This window comes from Sporolactobacillus terrae (assembly GCF_019930545.1).
Classification (GTDB): domain Bacteria; phylum Bacillota; class Bacilli; order Bacillales; family Sporolactobacillaceae; genus Sporolactobacillus; species Sporolactobacillus terrae.
This window is the reverse complement of the sequence record NZ_CP082837.1, coordinates 2,546,899-2,569,152: the sequence shown is the minus strand read 5'-3', so window position 1 is coordinate 2,569,152 and position 22,254 is coordinate 2,546,899. Positions and strand designations below refer to the sequence as shown.

Here is a 22,254-nt window from a genome sequence, read left to right as displayed (position 1 = left end):
ATGGGATGGTTTTTTGTCACAGGTGATCCAATGATCTATGGTGCAGATGCATCCATCGCATTGGCTTCAATCGGTATTGTGGCCGTCCTAACCTATTTTAAAAAGTGGAAATGGTTGTGGGAAGAATGGCTAACAACGGTTGATCATAAAAAAATAGGTATCATGTATATCATTGCTGCCTTACTCATGCTGTTCCGCGGCGGTGTCGATGCATTGATGATGCGCGCCCAGCTGACGCTTCCTAATCTGCATTTTCTTGATGCGGAGCACTATAATCAAGTGTTTACGACACACGGCACCATCATGATCATCTTTGTTGCGATGCCGTTTATTTTTGGCTTGATGAACATTGCTGTTCCGCTTCAAATCGGTGCGCGCGATGTCGCGTTTCCTTTTCTTAATGCACTTAGTTTCTGGTTATTCTTCTTTGGTGCAATGCTGTTCAACCTGTCCTTTGTTATCGGCGGATCGCCGGATGCTGGCTGGTCAAGCTACGCTCCTTATGCCGGCGCCGAAATGAATCCGGGAGTCGGGCAAAACTACTATTTAATTGGGGTTCAGATATCCGGTATTGGATCATTGGCAACCGGAATCAACTTCTTGGTTACCATCCTCAAAATGCGTGCGCCCGGCATGACTTTATTTAAAATGCCGCTGTTCACGTGGTCGATTCTGATTACGTCGGTTATCGTTGTGTTTGCCTTTCCAGCATTTACCGTTGCTCTGGCGTTGATGTCGATTGACCGACTGTTCGGCGCGCACTTCTTTACGATTGCGGCCGGGGGTTCTCCAATGCTTTGGGCGAACTTATTTTGGTTCTGGGGTCATCCGGAGGTGTATATCGTTCTGCTCCCGGTATTTGGAATCTTTTCCGAAGTTATTGCCACTTTTGCCCACAAAACGCTGTTTGGTTACGCGGTGATGGTATGGTCGATGGTGGCCATCTCGGTATTAAGTTTTATTACGTGGCTGCACCACTTTTTCACAATGGGCAATACAGCGCCGGTTAATGCTTTCTTTTCCATTTCAACGATGCTTATTGCGATACCGACCGGTGTGAAAATCTTCAACTGGCTGTTTACCTTAAATAAAGGGCGTATTCAATTTACGACGCCAATGCTGTGGGCGCTGGCATTTATTCCAAACTTTACAATTGGCGGAATTACCGGTGTCATGTTGGCGATGGCCCCGGCAGATTATCAATACCACAACAGCTACTTCTTGGTTGCCCATTTCCACAGCACCTTGATTGCCGGAACTGTATTCGGTATTTTCTGCGGGCTGCACTATTGGTGGCCGAAAATGTTCGGCTACTTGCTGGATGAGACAAAAGGTAAATGGGCATTTTGGATTTTCATGATCTCGTTTAACATCTGTTTCATGCCGATGTACTTCCTTGGGCTGATGGGTATGACGCGCCGGATGTACACGTATCCGGCCGGCCTTGGCTGGACGCCGATCAACGTCGTGATGACGATTGGCGCTGTCGGTATGGGTGTCGGGTTCATCATCATGGCCTACAACATTGTCTGGAGTGCAATTCATGGCAAAAAGGACAAGACGGGCGATCCTTGGGACGGCCGTACATTGGAATGGGCCACCTCTTCACCGGCTGCGGAATATAACTTTGCTCATATTCCTGAAGTTTCAACGCGTGATGCCTTTGAAGCCATGAAAGAAGCAGAAAGAAAGGGAGAAGCCGATTCGAAGAAACCGTACGCACCGATTCATATGCCAAGCAACACCGGTATTCCGGTCATCATGTCGGCGTTTATGTTTGTTGCCGGATTCGGATGCGTCTTTGAATGGTACTGGATGGCGATTCCAGGGGCGATTGGCGTTATCGCCTGCATGATTGCTCGCTCTTTTGTTTATGATGATCATCATTTTATTCCGGTTGAAGACATTGAACGAACCGAAGCTGCCACGGGGAGGTTATCCTAATGACGGATGCAACGCTTAGTTTGCATGAAAAAGATCAAAGCAAGTTGCCTTTGGAATATCGAACGGAAGAGGGAGATCTCCGTATTGTTGGTTTTTGGATCTTTCTCGCTGCTGAATTGGTGCTTTTTGGAACGTTATTCGGCAGCTATCTCGTACTTCAAAGCCATACGGCCGGCGGTCCGGGACCACATGATCTCTTTGAAATCGGACCGGTCATGGCTGAAACGATTGTACTCCTTATCAGCAGTTTCACCTGCGGATTGAGTACGTTAGAACTGCGCCGCCATAACAAAAAAGGCTTAATCGGCTGGCTGATCGTGACGATACTGCTTGGTCTTGTTTTCCTTGGTCTTGAAATTAATGAATTCTACACGTACGCAGTCCATGAGGGGGCGCCGATCTCGCGCAGTGCGTTCCTGTCCGGGTTCTTTGTTCTGCTCGGTACGCACGGTGCTCACGTTACGCTTGGTATTGTCTGGATCGCCGGGATCCTGCTTCAGCTTGGCAAACGCGGGATTACCACGGTGACGGCGCGCAAAGCGTTTATGGCCGGTCTTTACTGGCACTTCCTTGATGTCGTCTGGATCTTTATTTTCACAGCGGTTTATCTGACAGGGTTGGTGATATGAAATGAGTGAAAATCAAAGCCATACGGTCAAGCAACAACGGTACGGTTTTCCTTGGAAACAAGTCATTGGTCTCTTACTTTCCTTGGCACTTACTTTTCTCGCACTCTGGATTGCAATCGGACTTGCGCTGCCGGTAACGGCAACCTTGACCATCATTGTTGGCTTAGCGATTTTCCAAGCCTTCATTCAACTGTTCCTGTTTATGCATGTCACAGAAGGGACAGAGCCGGTCCATCAGTTAATCGGGATTCTGTTTGGGATCTATGTTGCTTTTGCTGTAGTGGCCGGAACGTTGTGGATTCTCGCTTATGCACTGTGAGTAATATCTGGGTTACTGAAGACGAGGCGTGGATGCCCCGTCTTTTTTACACTATAATAAAGGTGGAGAACTTTTTGAAAAATGCCGTTGCTGCGCTATATCGGACATGAGGTCTGTCGGTGCAGCTAAGTCTGGTCCAATGCCTGAAGAGGGTGTCTCAAAAGTCCGTTTTTAACGTTTGGACAGCCTCTTTAGTGCGCTGTTGCTTCATAAATGCGTCGGTTTTAGCTCGTGCGCAGCGTTCGATTTCGGCAACACGTTTATGGAGAAAGTTCATAAAACAGTCAAAAAACGTCATCAGATGATTTTTTATGACATGAATTGATTGATAATGAACGTTTTTCTCTATATAATTAATAACTTGAGAGAACTTTTTCGACACTTGAGTGCTTTAAAAATGCAAGCGATTCCCGGATCATTTGAATTGGATGTCTAATGCCTTGTATGGAATAGCCCGATGCGGCAGACAATACAAGGGATTAGCTGATTTTGCTCATGAATCCGCTCTCTATTTGAGCGCTTATTTTCATTGTTACCTATTTCTAATCAAAATCTTAACGAGGAGCTGATCACTCATGATCTATACATGCACGTTGAACCCGGCAATTGATTACTTTCTACAAGTGGATCATTTTAAAGCCGGCGAATTAAACCATGTTAAAGCAGACCGCAAAATGCCGGGCGGAAAAGGCATCAACGTTTCCAGGGTTCTGAAGCATCTTGGGCAAACGTCCAAGTGTCTCGGTTTTATCGGCGGTTTTACGGGAGAGTTTATTAAGGATAAGCTCGCAGAAGAAGGCATTGAGGCTGACTTTGTTCCGGTAGACGGCGATACACGGATTAACGTAAAACTGAAGAGTGATTCGGAGACTGAAATCAATGGTGTTGCTCCGCAAATTACCGATGAACAGCTGAATGCACTCTATGCAAAGCTTGAAAAACTGACTGCAGATGACCTCCTCGTTCTTTCAGGAAGCGTTCCGGCAACGTTGCCGGTTACGATCTATAAAGACATGATGGATCACGTCAGTGCAAGCGGGGCAAAGGTTGTTGTTGATACGAGCGGCAAGGCATTCCGCGAAATTGTTGATGCAAAACCATTCCTAGTGAAGCCGAACCACCATGAACTTGGCGAATATTTCGGTGTAACGGTTGAAACGTTTGATGAAGTGAAAACCTATGGGAAGAAGCTTGTTGAAAAAGGAATTGAACACGTCATTGTCTCAATGGGCGGCAAAGGTGCTGTTTACATAGATAAGGACGAATACCTGTATGCTCCTCCAGCAAAGGGCGAGCTGAAGAATTCGGTTGGAGCAGGCGATTCGCTCGTCGGCGGCTTTTTATCTGAATATGCGGTGAGCGGAGACTTCCGCAAGGCATTTCAAAAAGGTGCCGCTTCCGGCAGTGCAACGGCCTTTTCTGTCGATCTGTGCACACAAGAAAAAGTGGAAGAACTGCTTCCTCAAATCAAGATCAGCGCAATATAATCATGAGCGTGGCTGTGAGAATGGGCTTAAGAAAAATAGAGAAAATGCTAGACTCCGCCGCGATCGAAGATTAACTGGGGCACCCTTGGTGAAAAAGAGAGGATGGGAAAAGATAATGAAAGTGACGGACCTGTTAACGGCAGCAACCGTTAATCTGGACTTGAAAAGTACGACGAAGAAAGATGTTTTAGATGAACTGGCAGCAACGCTGGACAAAGCGGGCAAACTCAACGATAGGGCTGGATACCGCGCCGCTTTGGATAAGCGTGAAGAACAAAGCACGACTGGAATCGGCGACGGTGTGGCTATTCCGCACTCGAAAACGCCGGCAGTAAAAGAAGCAGCAATTGCTTTCGGACGTTCAAAAGAAGGCGTAGACTTTCAATCGCTTGATGGCCAGCCGGCACATCTGTTCTTTATGATTGCGGCAACCGATGGTGCGAACGCCACGCACCTTGAAGCACTGTCGACGCTTTCGACCTTCTTGATTCAGCCGGAATTCCGTGAAAAGTTAATGAACGCTGCAACACCTGAAGAAATTGTTGCTGCCTTTGACGCGCAAGAAGAAACCAGTGAAAATGTTGCTGCTGAAGAGAAAAAGGCAGCGGAAAGCAATACGGACGGCTATGAGATTCTTGCGGTTACCGGCTGTCCGACCGGCATTGCCCATACGTACATGGCAGCCGATGCCCTAAAGCAAAAGGCTAAAGAAATGGGCGTATCGATTAAAGTTCAAACGAATGGTTCCACAGGCATCAAAAATAAGCTGCAGCCGGATGAAATCGAAAAGGCAAAAGGAATTATCGTTGCGGCAAGCATTAACATTGATGTAGAGCCTTTCAGAGGCAAACCGCTCGTTCAGGTACCGGTTACGGATGGTATTCGCAAACCAGAAGAGCTCATTAATCAAGTCCTTGAAGAAAAGGCTCCGGTTTACGAGGGCGACGGTAGCACAAGCAAAGCGCAAGCTTCGGAAGAAGAATCAGGAAAGAAACTGAACATTTACAAGAACCTAATGAACGGTGTGACGTACATGCTGCCGTTTGTTGTCGGCGGCGGTATTTTGATCGCAGTTTCCTATTTGATTGCTACTCTGACGGGTATTGAGCTTAAACCCGTTGCAAGCGTTGCAGATGTACACAGCTTTGCCGACCTGCTCAGCTATATTGGAAACGGAAATGCAATGTACTTGATGATTCCGATTCTGGCCGGATACATCGCAATGAGTATTGCTGATCGCCCTGGTCTTGCTCCAGGTATGGTCGGTGGTTTAATGGCATTGACCAGCAATGCTGGATTCCTTGGTGGTTTGATCGCCGGATTCTTAGCCGGGTATACTGTTGAGCTCGTGAAGTGGGCTTTCCAGAAATGGCCGCAATCGCTCGATGGCTTGAAACCCGTTTTGATCTATCCGGTATTCGGTATTTTTATTACCGGCGCTTTGATGTTCTTGATCAATCAACCGATCAGTCTTTTCGTTGAATGGATGACAAGTGTTCTCAATGGTATGGGGACAGGAAATCTTGTTATTCTTGGTTTAATTCTTGGCGGTATGATGGGCATCGATCTTGGTGGACCGTTTAATAAAATTGCCTTTACATTTGGTATTGCCATGATCAGTGCGGGCAACTTCTATCCACAAGCTGCAGTTATGGCCGGTGGTATGGTTCCTCCGCTTGGTATGGCGCTTGCAACCACACTGTTCCCGCATAAGTTTAACCGTGGGCAAAGAGATGCAGGAAAGGTTGCCTATGTCTTAGGCGCTGCATTTGTGTCGGAAGGTGCGATTCCATTCGGCGCGGCTGATCCGCTGCGCGTGATGGTATCATCTGCAATCGGTTCAGCACTTGCCGGCGGACTTGCTCTGTTATTCGGCATTGGGCTGCGCCCTCCGCATGGCGGTATCTTTGTCATTCCGCTGGTCAGCAACGGCAATCCGCTGCTCTATGCACTGGCCATCATTATCGGAACCCTTGTAACGGCCATTCTTTACGGCATTTGGAAGAAGCCGATTGAGCAAAAGGAAGAAGCTTGATCTGTCTAATTCCTGTCAGCATATGACAAAAATGCTAACAATTAAGGAACAATGATTGGAGTCGCTTTCAATTTAAAAAAACTCTTGATATAATATTTAGTGTTATGTTTTTCCTAGACCTACAGACGGGAAAAACGAATCTGCGGCAGGAGATGCACCGATTGTACGTACATGCGCCTGCCGCATCGATATAACGGTGAGGAACATACTGCTTTCTGAGATTCTGTTCCTCATCTTGGGGACGGGAGAAGGCCCGCTTTATTAATGCTTACGCATGTTCGATCGGTTTTGTGAGAGACTGAGCTTTTATATTTGAAGGGTTGGGTGAATGAAAACATGTCAGAAAAGATTAAAGGTATTGCTGCTTCTGCAGGAATCGCGATTGCTAAGACTTTCATCCTGAAGAATCCGGATCTTTCCTTCGAAAGAAGTACGGTGAGCGATAAAGAAGCAGAAAAGAAAAAGCTGAATGATGCGCTTGAAGTATCGAAAAAAGAACTGACAAGCATCAAAGAAACGGCTGAACGGGAACTCGGCAAGGATAAGGCAGAAGTATTTGCTGCCCACCTGATGTTTCTCAGCGATCCGGAATTCGTTGGTCAGATCACATCCAAAATTGATGATGACAGCCTGAGCGCAGAAGCCGCACTTGACGATGTGTCCAGCTTTTTCATCCAAATGTTTGAAAGCATGAAAGACAATGACTATATGAGAGAACGTGCTGCCGACGTTCGCGATGTGTCCAAGCGTCTGCTTGCCCATTTGCTTGGCGTTTCCTTTACATCGCCAGCAAGTATTACAGAAGAAACGGTGATTATTGCTGAGGATTTAACACCGTCGGATACGGCTCAATTAAATCGTAAATATGTAAAAGGCTTTGCGACCGACATCGGTGGACGTACGTCACACTCGGCAATTATGTCGCGTTCGATGGAAATTCCGGCAGTTGTCGGAACGAAAACGGTCATGGCTCAGGCAAAAGAAGGACAACTTGCCATCATTGACGGCTTAAATGGGCAAGTTATCCTTGATCCATCTGAAGAAGAAGTTGCTGCATACAAGGCAAAACAAGCGGCATACAAGGAACAACAGGCAGAATGGAAAAAGCTTGTTAGCGAACCGACCAAGACTGCCGACGATGCACATGTGATTCTCGGTGCCAACATCGGTAACCCTGGTGATGTTGAGGGTGTTGTGAACAACGGCGGTGAAGCAGTTGGCCTTTATCGTACCGAATTCCTGTACATGGGCCGTGACAAATTGCCGACGGAAGATGAACAATTTGATGCGTACAAGGAAGTTCTTGAGAAGATGGCGAACAAGCCGGTTGTGATCCGTACCCTTGATATCGGCGGAGATAAGAAGCTCTCTTATCTCCCACTTCCTGAAGAAATGAACCCGTTCCTTGGCTTCCGTGCCATTCGTCTCTGTCTGGAACGGCAGGACATTTTCCGCACTCAGTTGCGTGCTTTGCTGAGAGCAAGTGCATACGGCAAACTGCGGATCATGTTCCCAATGATTGCTACGATTGATGAATTCCGTCAAGCGAAAGCAATTCTTCTTGAAGAGAAAGAAAAGCTTGTTGCTGCAGGCACAAACGTTTCGGATGACCTTCAAGTCGGCATGATGATGGAAATTCCTGCTGCAGCCGTTCTTGCGGATCGTTTTGCTAAGGAAGCAGACTTCTTCAGCATCGGAACGAATGACTTGATTCAATACACGATGGCGGCAGACCGGATGAACGAACACGTGTCTTATCTCTATCAACCATGTAATCCATCCATTCTCAGATTGGTCAGCAACATTATTGATGCAGCGCACAAAGAAGGGCACTGGGCCGGCATGTGCGGCGAAATGGCCGGCGATGCAACAGCGATTCCGCTTCTGCTTGCACTGGGACTTGATGAATTCAGCATGAGCGCAACCTCTATTCTTCCGGCAAGAAGCCAGCTTCTGAAGCTTTCTAAGGAAGAATTGGCAAAACACAAAGAAGCCTTCCTCAACTTAGACACCGCTGAAGAAGTGCTCGATTATGTTAAAACAAAAATGATCTAATACTCACAATAAAAGAAACCGGGCAGACATCCTAAAACGGGGATGCTGCCCGGTTTTTCTTATGGATAAAGAAGGCTTATAATCAGGCACAAAATTGAGGGTTCAGGTATCAAAGCAAAAAGCTCCGAAGCATATCGCTTCGGAGCTTTTTAGCCAAAATTATTTTTTCAATACCTGTTCAAAAACCTTTTTGACTTTTGGTGTCACGTAGTGGCTGCCGCCTTTTTTTTGCGTGTTTTCGACGATCATTGTAACAAGCAGTTTTGGATCGTCCGTATTGTAGGCGGTGAACCATCCGTTTTCACGTCCGCTCTCCCCTTGTTTCTGTTTGAATTCCGGAGTTCCGGTTTTACCGGCAAGCGTGATTCCGTTAATCTGTGCATCATGAGCCGTTCCAGAAGGATTGGCAACGACCTGAATCAGATCCTTATTAAGCAATTGTGCAGTATCTGCGGACATCACATTCTTTTTCCAAAAGGTCGGTGCGTCGTTGGTCTTGACTAGACGCGGTTTGATCATACTGCCATCGTTGACAAGCGCCGAATAAATGAGTGACAAGTGCAGCGGGGTTACACTGACTTGCCCCTGACCATAGCCTGTATTGGCAAGCAGTCCTTGGTCATTCAGTTTCCCGCTATTTGAAATCGTTGATTTACGCATTGGAAATTCAATCGGCAGCGATTCGCCAAAGCCGAATTTCTTCGCATCGGAGGCAAAGGCGGTTCCCCCTATTTTAAGTGCTGTTTGCGCAAAGTAGATATTGTCAGATTTGAACAATGCCGTCTCCAAATTTACCTTTGCATCATGATTCACCCGAGTTACATAGTAGTCACCCCACGAGCTGCTCGCTTGCCACTTGCTCCCGTTAATTGCAACTTTTGTATCGGGATTAATTGCTTTATGCGTTAACGCGAGGGCTGCCGTCAGCGGTTTAAACGTTGAACCCGGTGCCGACGCAGCGGTAAATCGATTTCTTAGCGGTTGCTGCTGATCATTGCTCAGTTTCTGGTATTCACTTGACGAAATGCCGAGAACAAAGTCATTGGGATTGTAGGATGGCGCGCTAACCAGACCGAGAATATCACCGTTGCGCGGATCAATTGCGACGGCAGTTCCTGCATCTTTTTTCAGCTGATCATACAATGAATCCTGAACGTCGCGGTCAATGGTTAACTGGACATTGTGTCCGTCAACCGGGTCTTTTTTGGCGAGTGTTGCAACTTCTGCTCCGGTTGAATCCAGCAGTTTGATCTCCGCTCCATTATGTTGACGAAGCTGCTTTTCAAATAATAATTCCAGTCCGGTCTTTCCAATCACTGAGTTTGCAGTGTAGCCTTCGTTTTTATGCTGTTTGAGCAGTTCAGCAGTCATTTTTCCAACATAGCCGGTTAAATGAGCACTTGCATTTTTATCTGGATAGACTCTGCTGGATACATCCGTTTTGACCACGCCCGGCAATGCAACGGCCTTTTTGATCAGATCGGTTTTCGCAGCGTCAACCGTAGTGATCGGTACTAAACTGTCCACTTTGACCCATGATGCGGAAAGCGCTTGGTCAATTTGTTCTTTGCTGACGCCGAGCAGCTTTGTTAATTGCTTGATCGTGGCTGTTTTATCGTTGTCACTGCCCATTTTTCCAGGAACGAGATCAATACGCGCCGCGGTCCCATTGATGGCCAGCGGCTTGCCGTTGCGATCTGCGATCTCGCCGCGTGTGCTCGGCAGTGTGTCAACACGAACGCTTGATTGGGCGTTCATTTTTGGAAGAATCAGGTTTGGTTGCCAATCGAGATATAAATTTTTCTCATCTTTTTGTTTTTCTTCTTTGAACGCGACATTTTGAGAGAATTTTATCGGCCCGGCGACGGTCGCTAGTGTGGCCGTCACGTGTACGGAATCACTTTTACTCTTATTCTCTTGAACACGCGCGGTTAGTTTGCCGGCTTCAATGTTGCCGTAGATGCGCTTATAGCGTTCAATAAAATCAGCTTTGCTGACACGTTTCTGTGATGATTTGGAGAGCAGTGTGTACATTTTCGAAAAATCTTGTTTCTGCCATGCGTGTACGTATTCCTCCATTCGGTCTTTTGCGGTTGGCTTTTGACCGCACGCACTGAGCACGAATAGCAATACGAGGAATACGGAAAAAAGGAAGATCAGTTTGCGTTGTTTCATTAGGGGACACCTCCATAGAAAATCCAGGACAGGTTCATTAAGATTAGTATATTCAGGCACGGCCGCATCCATGCCGGGCTGTCCAACAACAGTCTCTACTATTATAAATGATTTTAACAGATGTGCCGAATAAGCAAGAAATAAATCGATAAAATATTTCAAAGAATTACAGAATATAAGGATGAACGTAGATTTTCCTATGAATCTTGCTTTATAATAATCATGATTGTTTGATAGGTTGTCACATTTTGTTGCTCTTAAATGAAAATGGAAGTGAGTGATCGAAGCTATGGAGAATGTGATCGAGTTCAAGCATGTATCCAAAACATACCCCAATGGAACGCAAGGCCTGAGAAAGGTTAACTTGACGATTGAGAAAGGGGAGTTTGTTGTGATCGTTGGTTTGTCGGGAGCTGGAAAATCCACCTTGCTTCGATCAATCAACCGTCTGAATGAAATCACTGAGGGTGAAATATTAATCAAAGGTCAGTCGATCACAAAAGCACGGGGAAAACAATTGCTGCACATGAGACGTGATATTGGCATGATTTTTCAAAATTTTAACCTTGTCAAACGTTCCTCGGTATTGAAAAATGTATTGTCGGGGCGTGTGGGGTATCACTCAACGTTGCGTACCGTGCTGGGTTTATGGCCGAAGAAGGATGTTGCACTGGCGATGTCTGCATTGGATCGTGTGAATATTCAGGAAAAAGCTTATTCCAGAGCAGACGAACTCTCAGGCGGTCAGCAGCAGCGGGTATCGATTGCTCGAGCACTCGCCCAAGAGGCGACGATTATTCTTGCCGATGAACCGGTCGCCTCACTTGACCCGGTCACAACAATTCAAGTGCTTGATGACTTGCAGCGTGTAAATAAAGAATTAGGTATGACGACGATTGTTAATCTGCATTCCGTTGATCTTGCAAAGAAGTATGCAACGCGTTTGATTGGGATCCGCTCGGGTGAAGTTGTCTTTGACGGTACTGCAGAGCAAGCATCCGATGACACATTTGATCAAATTTACAGTCGCGGTTCACAGAAAGAGGGATCGGAGGCGAGCAGAGCGTGAATTTGGCAAAAAGAAGAGTGGCACGGTTAAAGTTGGTTCTTGTCATTCTGTTCTTCATTCTGCTGATTTGGAGTGCCTCAAAACAAACCGGGGTATCAATCGCTGAGCTGCTTGCAAACTTTTCAAATATGGGCGCATTGATTGACCAGATGTTTCCCCCGGACTGGAGCTATTTTAACTACATAACACAAGCGATGCTGGAGACAATCCGTATGGCTGTTCTCGGGACAACCTTCGGCGGACTTGCCGCAATTCCATTTGCTTTGCTCGCTTCGCGCAATATTGTCAAAACGAAATGGGTGTATGTCCCGTTCCGCTTTATCATGAATTTGATTCGAACCATCCCTGAACTGTTGCTTGCCGCTTTGTTTGTACCGATTTTCGGTATTGGTTTTGTGTCTGGCATTTTTGCGTTGGGCGTGTTTTCGTTCGGTGTCATTGCTAAATTGGCCTATGAATCCGTTGAAGCCATTGACGATGGACCATTGGAAGCGATGACGGCCGTAGGCGCTAATAAAACACAATGGATTTTTCTTGGTGTTGTCCCTCAAGTTGTTGCTCCGTACATGTCTTATTTTCTTTACTGTTTTGAAATTAATGTTCGAGCTGCTGCCATTCTCGGTTATGTTGGCGCCGGTGGTATCGGCTTGTATCTCAGCCGTACACTTGGATTTCTGCAATACGATCGCGTGATGTCGATCATCCTCTATACCTTTGTTGTTGTCTTGATCATTGACGGACTTAGCAATAGAATACGGGAGAAACTGATATGATGAATACCACACAAAAAAAATTGCTGTTTCGCCGGCTTAGAAATTGGACCATCGCTCTTATCGTTTTAATCATTTATATTTGGGCATTTACCGGCTTCTTTCAAAATTTTGAATTGAAAGCTTCGGCTTGGACCTCCGCCAAAGCTATTTTTACAGGGATGGCACATCCGGATTGGTCCTATATTAGCGATCCGGATGGTGAAGACTTGCTGCATGCCTTACTCGAAACGTTTAACATTGCCGTCCTTGGTACGTTTATTTCCGCACTCCTCTGTGTTCCGTTCGCGTTCTGGGCTGCGCGAAATATGAGCCGTTTCCGAGTGGTCTCATCCACGGGTAAAGTTATTTTGAGTGCAATTCGCGTGTTCCCAGAATTGATTATGGCACTCCTATTCATCAAAGCTGTAGGACTGGGGCCTTTTGCTGGGGTGCTCGCACTCGGCTTCCACTCGATTGGCATGCTAGGTAAACTATTCGGTGAATCAATTGAGGATATGGACTTTCGTGCAGCTGAGGCGCTGCGGGCATGTGGGGCAAATAAATTTCAAACGCTTTGGTTTGCGGTTGTACCGCAAGTTCTGCCACAATTCTTCTCATACACACTCTATCGATTTGAAATCAGTGTACGTTCTGCTTCGATACTCGGTATGGTTGGTGCCGGAGGGATCGGTGCACCATTGATTTTTGCCTTAAATGCACACAAATGGGATCGCGTCGGGATCATCCTGCTCGGCATCATTGTCATGGTTTCGATCATCGACTTAATCTCTGGGTCGATTCGCAAACGGCTCGTGTAACAGATTGCAAAGGCTTGATCGAAAAATAAGCAAACAGACAGTACTAAAGAAGAAACACGCTCAGGCGTTGGGGAACTGCCGAGAGCGTCTTTTTTTGCAGGAAAAGAAAGTATAAGATTTTGCCCTGTCTTCAAACCAATACCCCAGTGTCTTGGCCAAGAGTCAAAGCGGAGGGGCTCTGGCGCCGGCGGGATCGCGCTTAGTTGATGCGTGCCAGCGAGACCCCGCAGATTCCTGGCCTGTCTGAGGAGGCTCGCGGTGCGCCCGCGGCAAGCGAGTAACCGAAGCGGCGATTCAGCACCGAAAAGACAGGAGACCATCACACATGGCTGGAGATAAAGGACCAAGCACAGCTTGGTTTTTCTCATGAAAAAGGAAAGAGTTATCAGACTAAGTACAAGGATGAACAGGAAGATGCGTCTACGTGTTGAGCCCTGGATACGAGCCAAGGGCGCAACACGCATAAGAGAACAATGTCTAAAGGACATTGAAATAATGTTAGTTACACAAAAAAATAGGCAAGGCGTAGCTGCATAGTGCATTGCAGAACATTTTGACATAATGTTCAAAATTTACTCGCCTAGTAAAAAGAAGCCTTGCCGCAGCAGAGCAGCAAGGCTTTTAAATCAGTAAAACTATTATTCGCCGATTTCTTTGTTATAGTTACGAACAACATCAAAGTTCGAATCTTTAGAAGGTGAATAGCCGACATGGCTGTAAATCGAATAGATGACTTTTTCGCCTTTGGGATCATTACTGATCGAAACAAAAGCGTCTGAAATCTTTTTCTGCCATTTTTTCGACATATCCGGACGAACGCTGATCGTATCATTTGGAATTTTTGCGGTTTGGAAGATATAATGGGTTTCTTTAAATACATTTGGGTTTTCTGCTTTAACAATATTGCGCGCATCTACGAAAACCGGTGCTGCATCAACGTCTTTGTTCAACACCGCGAGAACACCTTTATCGTGGCCTTGCAGAGTGACACCGGTCACGTCTTTTTGAGGATCGATGCCTGCTTTCTTCATTTTAACAGCCGGGAATACGTAACCGGCGGTAGAGGTGGCATCTTGCCAACCGATTTTTTTGCCTTTCAAATCTTTAATTGAGTTAATGCCTGAATCATTGCGAACGAGCATACCTGAGTAATAGTAGTCTACTTTTTCAGAAGTGTTGGAGCCGTCTTTGGGGTTTACACCGTAACGTTGTGCTTGTAGTAATACATTCGCATAGCCTTTTTGGTGCGCAAGGACATAGCTGGTTGGAGGCAGGAAGCCAAGATCCATTTTCTTCGAAGCCATTGCTTCAATAACTCCGTTGTAATCGGTTGTTACTTGAACCTTGACGGGAATACCAATTTTTTTAGAAAGTAAATCGCCCAATGGTTTTGCCTTTGCTTCAAGTGTGTCCGCATTGGATGAAGGAACAAATCCGATAACCAATTCTTTAGGTACATAAGCCTTAGATTTTGATGATGCGGAGCTGCTTCCATTCCCGCATCCTGCGAGTACGCTCAACACGAGACCAAATGCAAGGAACAGAGCGAAACTTTTCTTAAACATAAAACAAATCGCCTCCAGAAAAAATGAGATATGCAGACAATGTATGTCCCTATCTATCATAAAGGCTTTGTCACAAAAATAACACTATTTTTGCGCAGATTATCTATTTTTTAACATAATTTTGTGAAAAAATAATTACTTTGATGGCGAATCTATGATCTTTTTGTCTCCAAAACCATATGACGCGTGGTACTATGAAAAGTAGGGATTGAGGTGAGTGTGACGTATGAAATTGATCATCTTAGAAACAAGCGATGTTCATGGCTCCATCTACCCAATAAATTATGCGGATAACCGTCCTAGAGACGTTGGGATGGGGAAAATCGCTTCGCTCATACATAAGGAGCGGGCAGAAGCGCCGTGTACGCTTCTGATTGATAATGGCGACATGATCCAAGGAACGCCGCTTCTCTATTATTATGCGCGCTTTGATCATAAACGACCGAATCCGATGGCGGTTGTTGCTAATCATTTGAACTATGATTGTGCGGTATTCGGCAACCATGAGTTCAATTTTGGCAGGGATGTCTTGAATGATGCCGTTTCTTCCTCGAACTTTCCATGGCTCGGCGCAAATATCGTCAAGAAATCAGATGGAAGCCCGTTCTTCGGCAAGCCGTATATTGTCAAAACATTCCCTGAGGGGCCGCGTGTAGCGGTTCTTGGGCTGACGACGCAATACGTGCCGAACTGGGAAAAGCCGGAAAATATTAAGGGCATGCATTTTGAAGACCCGGTGGAAACTGCGAAGCGATGGGTTCCTTTTTTGAAAAAAGAAGAAAAAGCGGACCTTGTGGTGCTGTCCTACCATGGCGGATTTGGACGTGATTTGGATACCGGCGAACCGATTGAAGAGATGAAAGGTGAAAATCAAGCCTACCAAATGTGTCAAGAAGTAGCGGATGTTGATGTGTTGCTTACCGGACACCAGCACCGGATGATCGCCGGTAAAGCGATCAATGGGGTCACAATTATCCAACCGGGGTCGAGCGGCACGCATCTTGGAAAAGTGATGCTTGAGCTTGAAAAGGGTCCGGCCGGTTGGCAGGTGACCACCAAGCAATCGGAACTGCTTTCGGTGCGCGGTGAAGCGGCAGACAAGGATTTGCTGGCACATGTCGACGCCTATGAGAAAGATGCACAAACTTGGTTGGATCAGCCATTAGGCAAAATTGATGGCGACATGCTGGTGCATGATCCGATGAAGGTGCGTATGCAGGATCATCCACTGATTGAATTCATTAATCGGCTGCAGATGAAAGCATCGGGTGCCGATATCAGTGCAACGGCGCTTTTCAATAATGAATCACCGGGCATGCCGCCGAATGTTTCCATGCGTGATATTGTTGCCAATTATATCTATCCCAACACATTGCGTGTGCTTCGGATTAGCGGTCAAGATATGCGTGACGCGCTAGAACGTTCGGCATCCTATTTTGCGCTTGATTCAAACGGTACGGTTAAGGTCAGCCAAGCATTCACTGATCCGAAACCGCAGCACTACAACTACGACATGTGGGAAGGGATCAACTACATCCTGGATCTTTCGAAACCAGTTGGCAGTCGTGTGGTGGAGCTCAACTATCATGGAGCTGCCGTAAACGTCGATGCTTCCTATGATGTTGTCATGAACAATTATCGTTCCATTGGCGGCGGTGAGTACTTCATGTTCAGTGGCAAGCCGGTCGTTAAAGACATTCCCATTGATGTGACTGAACTGATTGCCAATGAAGTGCTGGAGCGGAAAGTGATTCAAGCAACCGTTGATCATAATTGGAAAATTATCTATTAAACAGAGAGGTGCACAAAGGTGAATCAGCATATTTTAAGAAATGATTGGGCTCCCTTGCTGAAACCAGAATTCGAAAAGGATTATTATCAAAAGCTGCGGCAATTTCTAAAAGAAGAATATACAACAAAAACCGTTTATCCGGATATGTTCGATCTATATAATGCTCTGAATTACACACCTTATGAAAAAGTGAAGGTTGTGATTCTCGGTCAGGATCCGTATCATGGGCCGGGTCAGGCACACGGACTTAGCTTTTCGGTCATGCCGGGAGTCAAGCAGCCGCCGTCACTGCAAAATATTTTTAAAGAATTACACGACGATCTCGGCTGCGCGATTCCACAGCATGGTTGCCTGATTGAATGGGCGCGTCAGGGGGTGCTGCTCTTGAACACCGTGCTCTCCGTTCGACGCGGGTCACCAAATTCGCACAAAGGGATGGGCTGGGAGCAGTTCACCGATGCGGTCATTCGCGACTTGAATGATCGTGAAAAACCGATCGTATTTATTCTGTGGGGGCGAAACGCGCAGGCAAAGGAAGCGTTGATTACCCATCCACATCACTTCATCATTAAATCGCCGCACCCGAGTCCGTTTTCGGCACATTCCGGTTTCTTTGGCAGCCATCCGTTTTCACGAACCAATCAATTTCTGGAATCGGTCGGTGAGACGCCGGTGAATTGGCAAGTCTCGCTTGAGGAACCGGATTTACATTCTGAACGTGAAAAAAACATCTCGCATGAGTAAGCGAGATGTTTTTAGTTTCGATTGCGAAACCATTGAAAAATAGTATTCGCATGTTCTTTTTCAAGCTGATGGATGGAAAAGATCTGTTCAGAAGAGGCGCGAATGGTTGCCAGGGTGTTTGCAAGCCCGAGTCGTTTTTGCAGAAAGGATTGTTTGATTGTCAGGCTTTGGATGTTGTTTCTCCGTGTGATGGTGGTTGTCTTTGCGAACCAGCGATTGACAACGATCAGCCGTTTATCACTTAATGCCCAGCTTTCCGAGCGGCGGCGGAACCAGCCGCAAATAAGAATGAACGGCAAGCCGATCAGCGCATAGTTTCCCCAGTCAAAGCGCCATGCAAGTATGGAGCACGATACAATCCAGAAGCATGCCGGCCCGGCCATCCGATAAAGCGTACTGCGCAATGGCAACACGCGCGTGGATAGGGTACCGGCGAACCTTGGGATGACGGTACTCAGAAAACCGGGCAATTCTTCTTTTCGGAGCATTGGAAAGACGATGACCGATCCGCCATCATCATTTTCCGAATCAATGCTGCCGCTGCACTGTGCATAAATCGTGCACCAACCAAACAGTTGCTGCAGCCAGGTTTCTTGGATTTGGATCGCCTGTACACGATCGGTTTTATAGGTTTCATCTTTGGTCTCCCAAACGCCGCGGTGAATGCGCCATTCCGTATCGAAGACCGTGAGCCGAAAAAAGCCCCAGCGCAGCAGGATACTGATTAACGATGCAACCCACAGCAATAGAATCGCCGCACCGATCAGGATGATCAGACCGACCAGTGATGCATGCTCGAGATAGCTGAGTGAACGACCACGAATGTTGTCGGGAATGAGATCGTCTGCCTGTGACCAAAGCCCGAATACCGCGGCCAGCATCACGCCAATTTTCGATGAAAGCAGCGCAGCGGCCAGCAGCCGCTTTCCTGATAATTGATACCTTTTCTTCGGCTGTTTTTCTTTATGTACCGGAGATTCCGGCGCAGTCCCCTCCGTCCGTAAGTTCGACAGCTGCCCTTTAACGCGGCTAACTTCCGCTTTAATGCGTTCCGCTTCCTTTTTGTTCAATGCGGTGAGAACCCTATCGCCTTTTGAAGCAGGATCGGCCGTATCAAATTTTAACTGCACAACGCCAAGCAGACGGAGCAGCAAATTGGTCTTAATTTGAACGGATTGAATACGTTGAAATCGGATGTAGCAATCGTTGCGTACAAAGATGCCGGAGCGGATATGGATTTGATCATCCGACCATTCATAGGTATAGCGCAGCCATTTTACAAAATTAAAGATCAGAATGACGAGCGGCAGGATCAGGACATAGCCGATAATGTCGTCAAGGTGGCGCAGTCCCCAGACAAGCCCGAAGCCGAAGGGTACGATGATACTCCAGAGCGTCGATAAGGCGTCACTGAATATGGCAAAAAAGTGAAGATGTCTGCGTTTAGAGTTCATTGGCCGGATTCTCCTTGATCAGCTCGGAGATTTGGTCGCGCAGGGCAAGGGCATCACGTTCTTCCAAAGCGGGGATCTCATGTTCACCGGCAGCAGTTGTCACCGAAACCGCAGTTAAATGATGCTTGCGCAGTAATGGGCCTTGTTCGGTTTCCACATTTTGCACGCGCGTGAACGGGATAACCGTCTGTGTAATCACTAAGATGCCGTCTTGAATGAGCAGATCCTCTTGCCTGATTTCATAGAAAAACGTTCGGTAATTAATGTTTGGAAAGAGAAAAACGTACAGAATCAGCTGGAGAATGTTGAGCGCGGCCAGAGCGCCGGCAATATAGAATAGAAAGTGTGGCCAATCAAAAAAGCGGACGCATACGGCAAAGCCGCCGATAATCAGCCAAAAAATAAGATGTGTCATGATCGCACGTTGCCGCCAGATCGTAACAATACGGGGATTGAGTTGTCTTTTCTGCAAATAAAGGTCACCTCTTGTTAAGTCAATGAATCGGCAAAGTTTGCCATTTTAATAAATTATAGCATAAAGCAGACGGTGGAAAAGCAGCACCGAGTTAACTTTTCTAGTCAAACGGACGATTTGATTAAAGGGCGATACGTTTTGACCTTATAAGAAAAACCGGGCAAAAAGCGCCCGGTCCTTAATCTCCAATCATGTGTGATGGTCTCCTGTCTTTTCGGTGCTGAATCGCCGCTTCGGTTACTCGCTTGCCGCGGGCGATCCGGAAGCTTCCTCGAACACACAAATTCCTGTGGGGTCTTCCTCGGCTCACTGTTCCCGCTGACGCCAGAGCATCTGCGCATTTGATGCACTGTCTTTTGTGGGACCAAAAATCATATACATTCTTTTCCTGTAAGAAAAACCGGGCTCAGCCCGGTTCATTTGACTTGATTTAGTTGTTCATAATACATATAGAGTTTACGCCGCAGCAATTTGTGTGCAGCATTTTCAGGCAATGCATCAAGAACGAAGATACGCCGCGGCACCTTGTAGGAGGCAAGCTGCGCGCGACAAGCACCAATCAATTTGGTTTCGGAGAACGCAGCGCCTGGCTTCAAACAAACAAAAGCAACGGGGACGCGGCCCCATTTGTGATCGGGAATACCGATCACACCTGCTCGCGCAATGCCGGGGCAGCCATGCAGGATCGACTCGATTTCAGCCGGATAAATATTTTCACCGCCAGAAATGATCAAGTCCTTACGGCGATCAAGGACGAACAGAAAGCCGTCTTTGTCCAAATAGCCAATGTCGCCGGAATGGAACCAGCCATTCTTCATCGCCGCGGCGGTTGCTGAAGCGTTGTTTAAGTAATGACTGAATACCGTCGGTCCTTTAATCAGAATCTCACCAGGTTCATGCACTGCGGCACGTCGCCCATCTGTGGCAATCTGCAGCTGCAGCGGGAAAAGCGGTTTGCCGGCTGAGCCGGCTTTTTCGCGCATGTACTCGGGCGGCAGCGTGGCCGCTTGAGAGGCCGTTTCGCTCATTCCGTACGTTTGATAGATCGGCATGTGCAGGCGCAGGCAGCGATCAAGCAGCGATGCAGGCACCGGACCGCCGCCAAGCAGAATGCAGCGCAGTGTGTTCGGATAAGCTTGTCCGCTGCCAAGTCCATCGCTCATACGCTGCAGCATCGAGGCGACCACAGAAATATGGGTTGCCTTGCTGCTTAATAGAAGCTGATTGACTTGCACCGCGTTAAATTTCTTCATTAAATACACCGGCATGCCGTAGATGATGCTTTTCATCAAAATGGACAACCCGCTGACGTGAAAAAGCGGGACGCAGCAGAGCCACGTGTCGCTCTGCTGGAGTCCGAGATTGATTAATGAACCATTGGCGTTCCACCAATGGTTGCCATAGGTAAGTACGACGCCTTTTGGTCGGCCGGTTGTACCGGAAGTAAAAATGATCGTACATGGATCAGTCAGTTCAATCTCGGTTTCTTGATCATCAAAAAGCGCAGCAGTTTGCGCCAACTCTGCCGCATCGCGTATCATGCAGCCCATAGTAGTGACCGCTTGTTCAGCGGCCGCCGCATTATCGTGATCGGTGACCAGTATCCGGCTGCCGCTCTGTTTAATTTGTCCGGACAACTCCGTTGGTGACAGCCGCGTGTTCAAAGGCACCATAACGGCGCCAAGCAGCATCAGCGCATAAACGGTTACGGCGCAATCCAGCGTGTTTCCTTGCAGCGACGCGACAGGATCGCCGCTGCGCACACCAGCGTCGCGCAGTCCGGCGGCCGCCTGGCGCACGCGCGCATAAAGTTGTTTGAAGCTGAGCTGTTCACGTACCGTTTCCATTGCGATCCGATCAGGCGTCAGCAGCGCACGCTGACGGAGCCATTGCGGCATCGATGGATATGCGTCCGAACTCATGGGAATTTCGGGAACTTGCTGAAATCAGGATCGCGTTTTTCTTTGAAGGCATCGCGTCCTTCTTTGGCTTCATCGGTTGTGTAATAAAGAAGCGTCGCGTCGCCGCCCAGCTGCTGCAGTCCTGCCAGTCCGTCCGTATCCGCGTTAAACGACGCTTTGAGAAACCGAAGTGCGGTGGCACTCTTCGACAGCATTTCTTTGGCCCATTTAACGGTTTCTTCTTCAAGCTGATCGAGCGGGACAACCGTGTTGACGAGGCCCATGTCCAGTGCTTGCTGCGCGTTGTACTGACGGCATAGGTACCAGATTTCACGCGCTTTTTTGTGACCGACAATTCGCGCTAGATAACCGGCACCGTATCCCGCGTCGAAACTGCCGACTTTTGGTCCGGTTTGTCCGAAAACGGCGTTGTCGGCGGCGATCGTCAAGTCGCAAACCACTTGGAGGACGTTGCCGCCGCCAATCGCATAGCCGGCAACCATGGCGATAACCGGTTTCGGGATGATGCGAATCAGATGCTGCAGGTCGAGGACATTCAGCCGCGGAATATTGTCTTTGCCGACATATCCGCCGTTGCCGCGTACTTTTTGGTCGCCGCCGGAGCAGAATGCCTTCGTACCGGCACCTGTCAGAATGATGACACCGATCGATGCATCATCACGTGCTCGAGCAAATGCGTCAATCATTTCAACTACTGTATTTGGGGTGAACGCATTGCGTACATGCGGTCGATTAATGGTAATTTTTGCAATCCCTTCGTAGGTCTCAAAAAGAATATCTTCATAGTCTTTGACCTTTTGCCACTCAATAGAGGACATCATTCCACCTGACCTTCTGGAAAATTGGTTGGATTTGTCACTATTTTGTCAAATGTGACACCCTCATTGTAGCATATTGGATTGCCTTTTTTCGAATAGAGCACCTTTTCATGCAGGATGCAAAATTGACAAGCGGACTGAAGTTGCGGGACAATGCGGAGGTAGGAATGAGACGCCTTATGAGGCTTCAAAAGGAGAAAG

Annotated in this window: 17 protein-coding genes; 11 read left to right on the top strand and 6 right to left on the bottom strand. The window is 47.3% G+C overall.

The genetic code is table 11. From position 1 onward, the window contains the following. The 6 genes from qoxB (at position 1) to ptsP (ending at position 8,469) form a co-directional block, all read left to right on the top strand. Entirely contained in the window at positions 1-1,944 is a 1,944-nt protein-coding gene (gene qoxB, locus K7399_RS12300; RefSeq protein WP_037562950.1) for a cytochrome aa3 quinol oxidase subunit I, read from the top strand. Continuing rightward, positions 1,944-2,573 carry a cytochrome aa3 quinol oxidase subunit III gene (qoxC, locus tag K7399_RS12295; protein WP_037562934.1) on the top strand — a complete coding sequence of 210 codons (630 nt, stop codon included), beginning with the start codon at positions 1,944-1,946 and terminating at the stop codon, positions 2,571-2,573. Before qoxB ends, qoxC begins: the two co-directional genes overlap by 1 nt. A 1-nt stretch (position 2,574) precedes the next feature. After that, entirely contained in the window at positions 2,575-2,892 is a 318-nt protein-coding gene (gene qoxD, locus K7399_RS12290) for a cytochrome aa3 quinol oxidase subunit IV (protein ID WP_028976184.1), read from the top strand. 575 nt (positions 2,893-3,467) lie between these two features. After that, positions 3,468-4,379, top strand: coding sequence for a 1-phosphofructokinase (gene pfkB, locus K7399_RS12285; RefSeq protein ID WP_028976182.1), 912 nt, complete (start codon positions 3,468-3,470; stop codon positions 4,377-4,379). A gap of 115 nt (positions 4,380-4,494) precedes the next feature. Continuing rightward, complete coding sequence (locus K7399_RS12280; protein WP_028976181.1) at positions 4,495-6,414, top strand: PTS fructose transporter subunit IIABC; 1,920 nt, start codon at positions 4,495-4,497, stop codon at positions 6,412-6,414. 336 nt (positions 6,415-6,750) lie between these two features. Beyond that, complete coding sequence (ptsP, locus tag K7399_RS12275) at positions 6,751-8,469, top strand: phosphoenolpyruvate--protein phosphotransferase (protein ID WP_028976180.1); 1,719 nt, start codon at positions 6,751-6,753, stop codon at positions 8,467-8,469. 159 nt (positions 8,470-8,628) lie between these two features. On the opposite strand, the gene K7399_RS12270 is transcribed toward ptsP, so the two are convergent. Next, positions 8,629-10,644 carry a penicillin-binding transpeptidase domain-containing protein gene (locus K7399_RS12270; RefSeq protein ID WP_028976179.1) on the bottom strand — a complete coding sequence of 672 codons (2,016 nt, stop codon included), beginning with the start codon at positions 10,642-10,644 and terminating at the stop codon, positions 8,629-8,631. A gap of 298 nt (positions 10,645-10,942) precedes the next feature. Here K7399_RS12270 and phnC point away from each other — a divergent pair, with 298 nt between their 5' ends. Genes phnC through phnE (K7399_RS12255) form a run of 3 tightly spaced genes read left to right on the top strand, consistent with a single transcriptional unit; the run spans position 10,943 to position 13,283 of the window. Then, positions 10,943-11,713, top strand: coding sequence for a phosphonate ABC transporter ATP-binding protein (gene phnC / locus K7399_RS12265; RefSeq protein ID WP_028976178.1), 771 nt, complete (start codon positions 10,943-10,945; stop codon positions 11,711-11,713). Next, positions 11,710-12,486, top strand: coding sequence for a phosphonate ABC transporter, permease protein PhnE (gene phnE / locus K7399_RS12260; RefSeq protein ID WP_028976177.1), 777 nt, complete (start codon positions 11,710-11,712; stop codon positions 12,484-12,486). Before phnC ends, phnE (K7399_RS12260) begins: the two co-directional genes overlap by 4 nt. Further along, positions 12,483-13,283 carry a phosphonate ABC transporter, permease protein PhnE gene (gene phnE, locus K7399_RS12255; RefSeq protein ID WP_028976176.1) on the top strand — a complete coding sequence of 267 codons (801 nt, stop codon included), beginning with the start codon at positions 12,483-12,485 and terminating at the stop codon, positions 13,281-13,283. Before phnE (K7399_RS12260) ends, phnE (K7399_RS12255) begins: the two co-directional genes overlap by 4 nt. A gap of 638 nt (positions 13,284-13,921) precedes the next feature. Here the strand turns inward: phnE (K7399_RS12255) and K7399_RS12250 are convergent. After that, positions 13,922-14,848, bottom strand: coding sequence for a phosphate/phosphite/phosphonate ABC transporter substrate-binding protein (locus K7399_RS12250; protein ID WP_028976175.1), 927 nt, complete (start codon positions 14,846-14,848; stop codon positions 13,922-13,924). A gap of 226 nt (positions 14,849-15,074) precedes the next feature. On the opposite strand from K7399_RS12250, the gene K7399_RS12245 reads away from it, so the two are divergent. Together K7399_RS12245 and K7399_RS12240 are read left to right on the top strand one after the other, a co-directional pair. After that, positions 15,075-16,640 carry a bifunctional metallophosphatase/5'-nucleotidase gene (locus tag K7399_RS12245; protein ID WP_028976174.1) on the top strand — a complete coding sequence of 522 codons (1,566 nt, stop codon included), beginning with the start codon at positions 15,075-15,077 and terminating at the stop codon, positions 16,638-16,640. Positions 16,641-16,658: 18 nt separating this feature from the next. Continuing rightward, positions 16,659-17,384 carry a uracil-DNA glycosylase gene (locus K7399_RS12240; RefSeq protein ID WP_028976173.1) on the top strand — a complete coding sequence of 242 codons (726 nt, stop codon included), beginning with the start codon at positions 16,659-16,661 and terminating at the stop codon, positions 17,382-17,384. 11 nt (positions 17,385-17,395) lie between these two features. Here the strand turns inward: K7399_RS12240 and K7399_RS12235 are convergent, their stop codons facing one another. From K7399_RS12235 to menB, 4 genes are all read right to left on the bottom strand, one after another. Further along, on the bottom strand, positions 17,396-18,838 hold the full coding sequence (locus K7399_RS12235) for a PH domain-containing protein (RefSeq protein WP_028976172.1): 1,443 nt from the start codon (positions 18,836-18,838) through the stop codon (positions 17,396-17,398). Beyond that, a complete protein-coding gene (locus K7399_RS12230) occupies positions 18,828-19,310 on the bottom strand; it encodes a PH domain-containing protein (protein ID WP_028976171.1) in 483 nt (160 codons plus the stop codon). Before K7399_RS12230 ends, K7399_RS12235 begins: the two co-directional genes overlap by 11 nt. Before the next feature lie 419 nt (positions 19,311-19,729). Then, positions 19,730-21,211 carry an o-succinylbenzoate--CoA ligase gene (locus K7399_RS12225; RefSeq protein WP_081791717.1) on the bottom strand — a complete coding sequence of 494 codons (1,482 nt, stop codon included), beginning with the start codon at positions 21,209-21,211 and terminating at the stop codon, positions 19,730-19,732. A 20-nt stretch (positions 21,212-21,231) separates the two neighbouring features. After that, the gene (menB, locus tag K7399_RS12220) at positions 21,232-22,053 is read right to left on the bottom strand and encodes a 1,4-dihydroxy-2-naphthoyl-CoA synthase (RefSeq protein ID WP_028976169.1); all 822 of its coding nucleotides are present in this window, start codon (positions 22,051-22,053) and stop codon (positions 21,232-21,234) included. Positions 22,054-22,254: the final 201 nt, after the last annotated feature.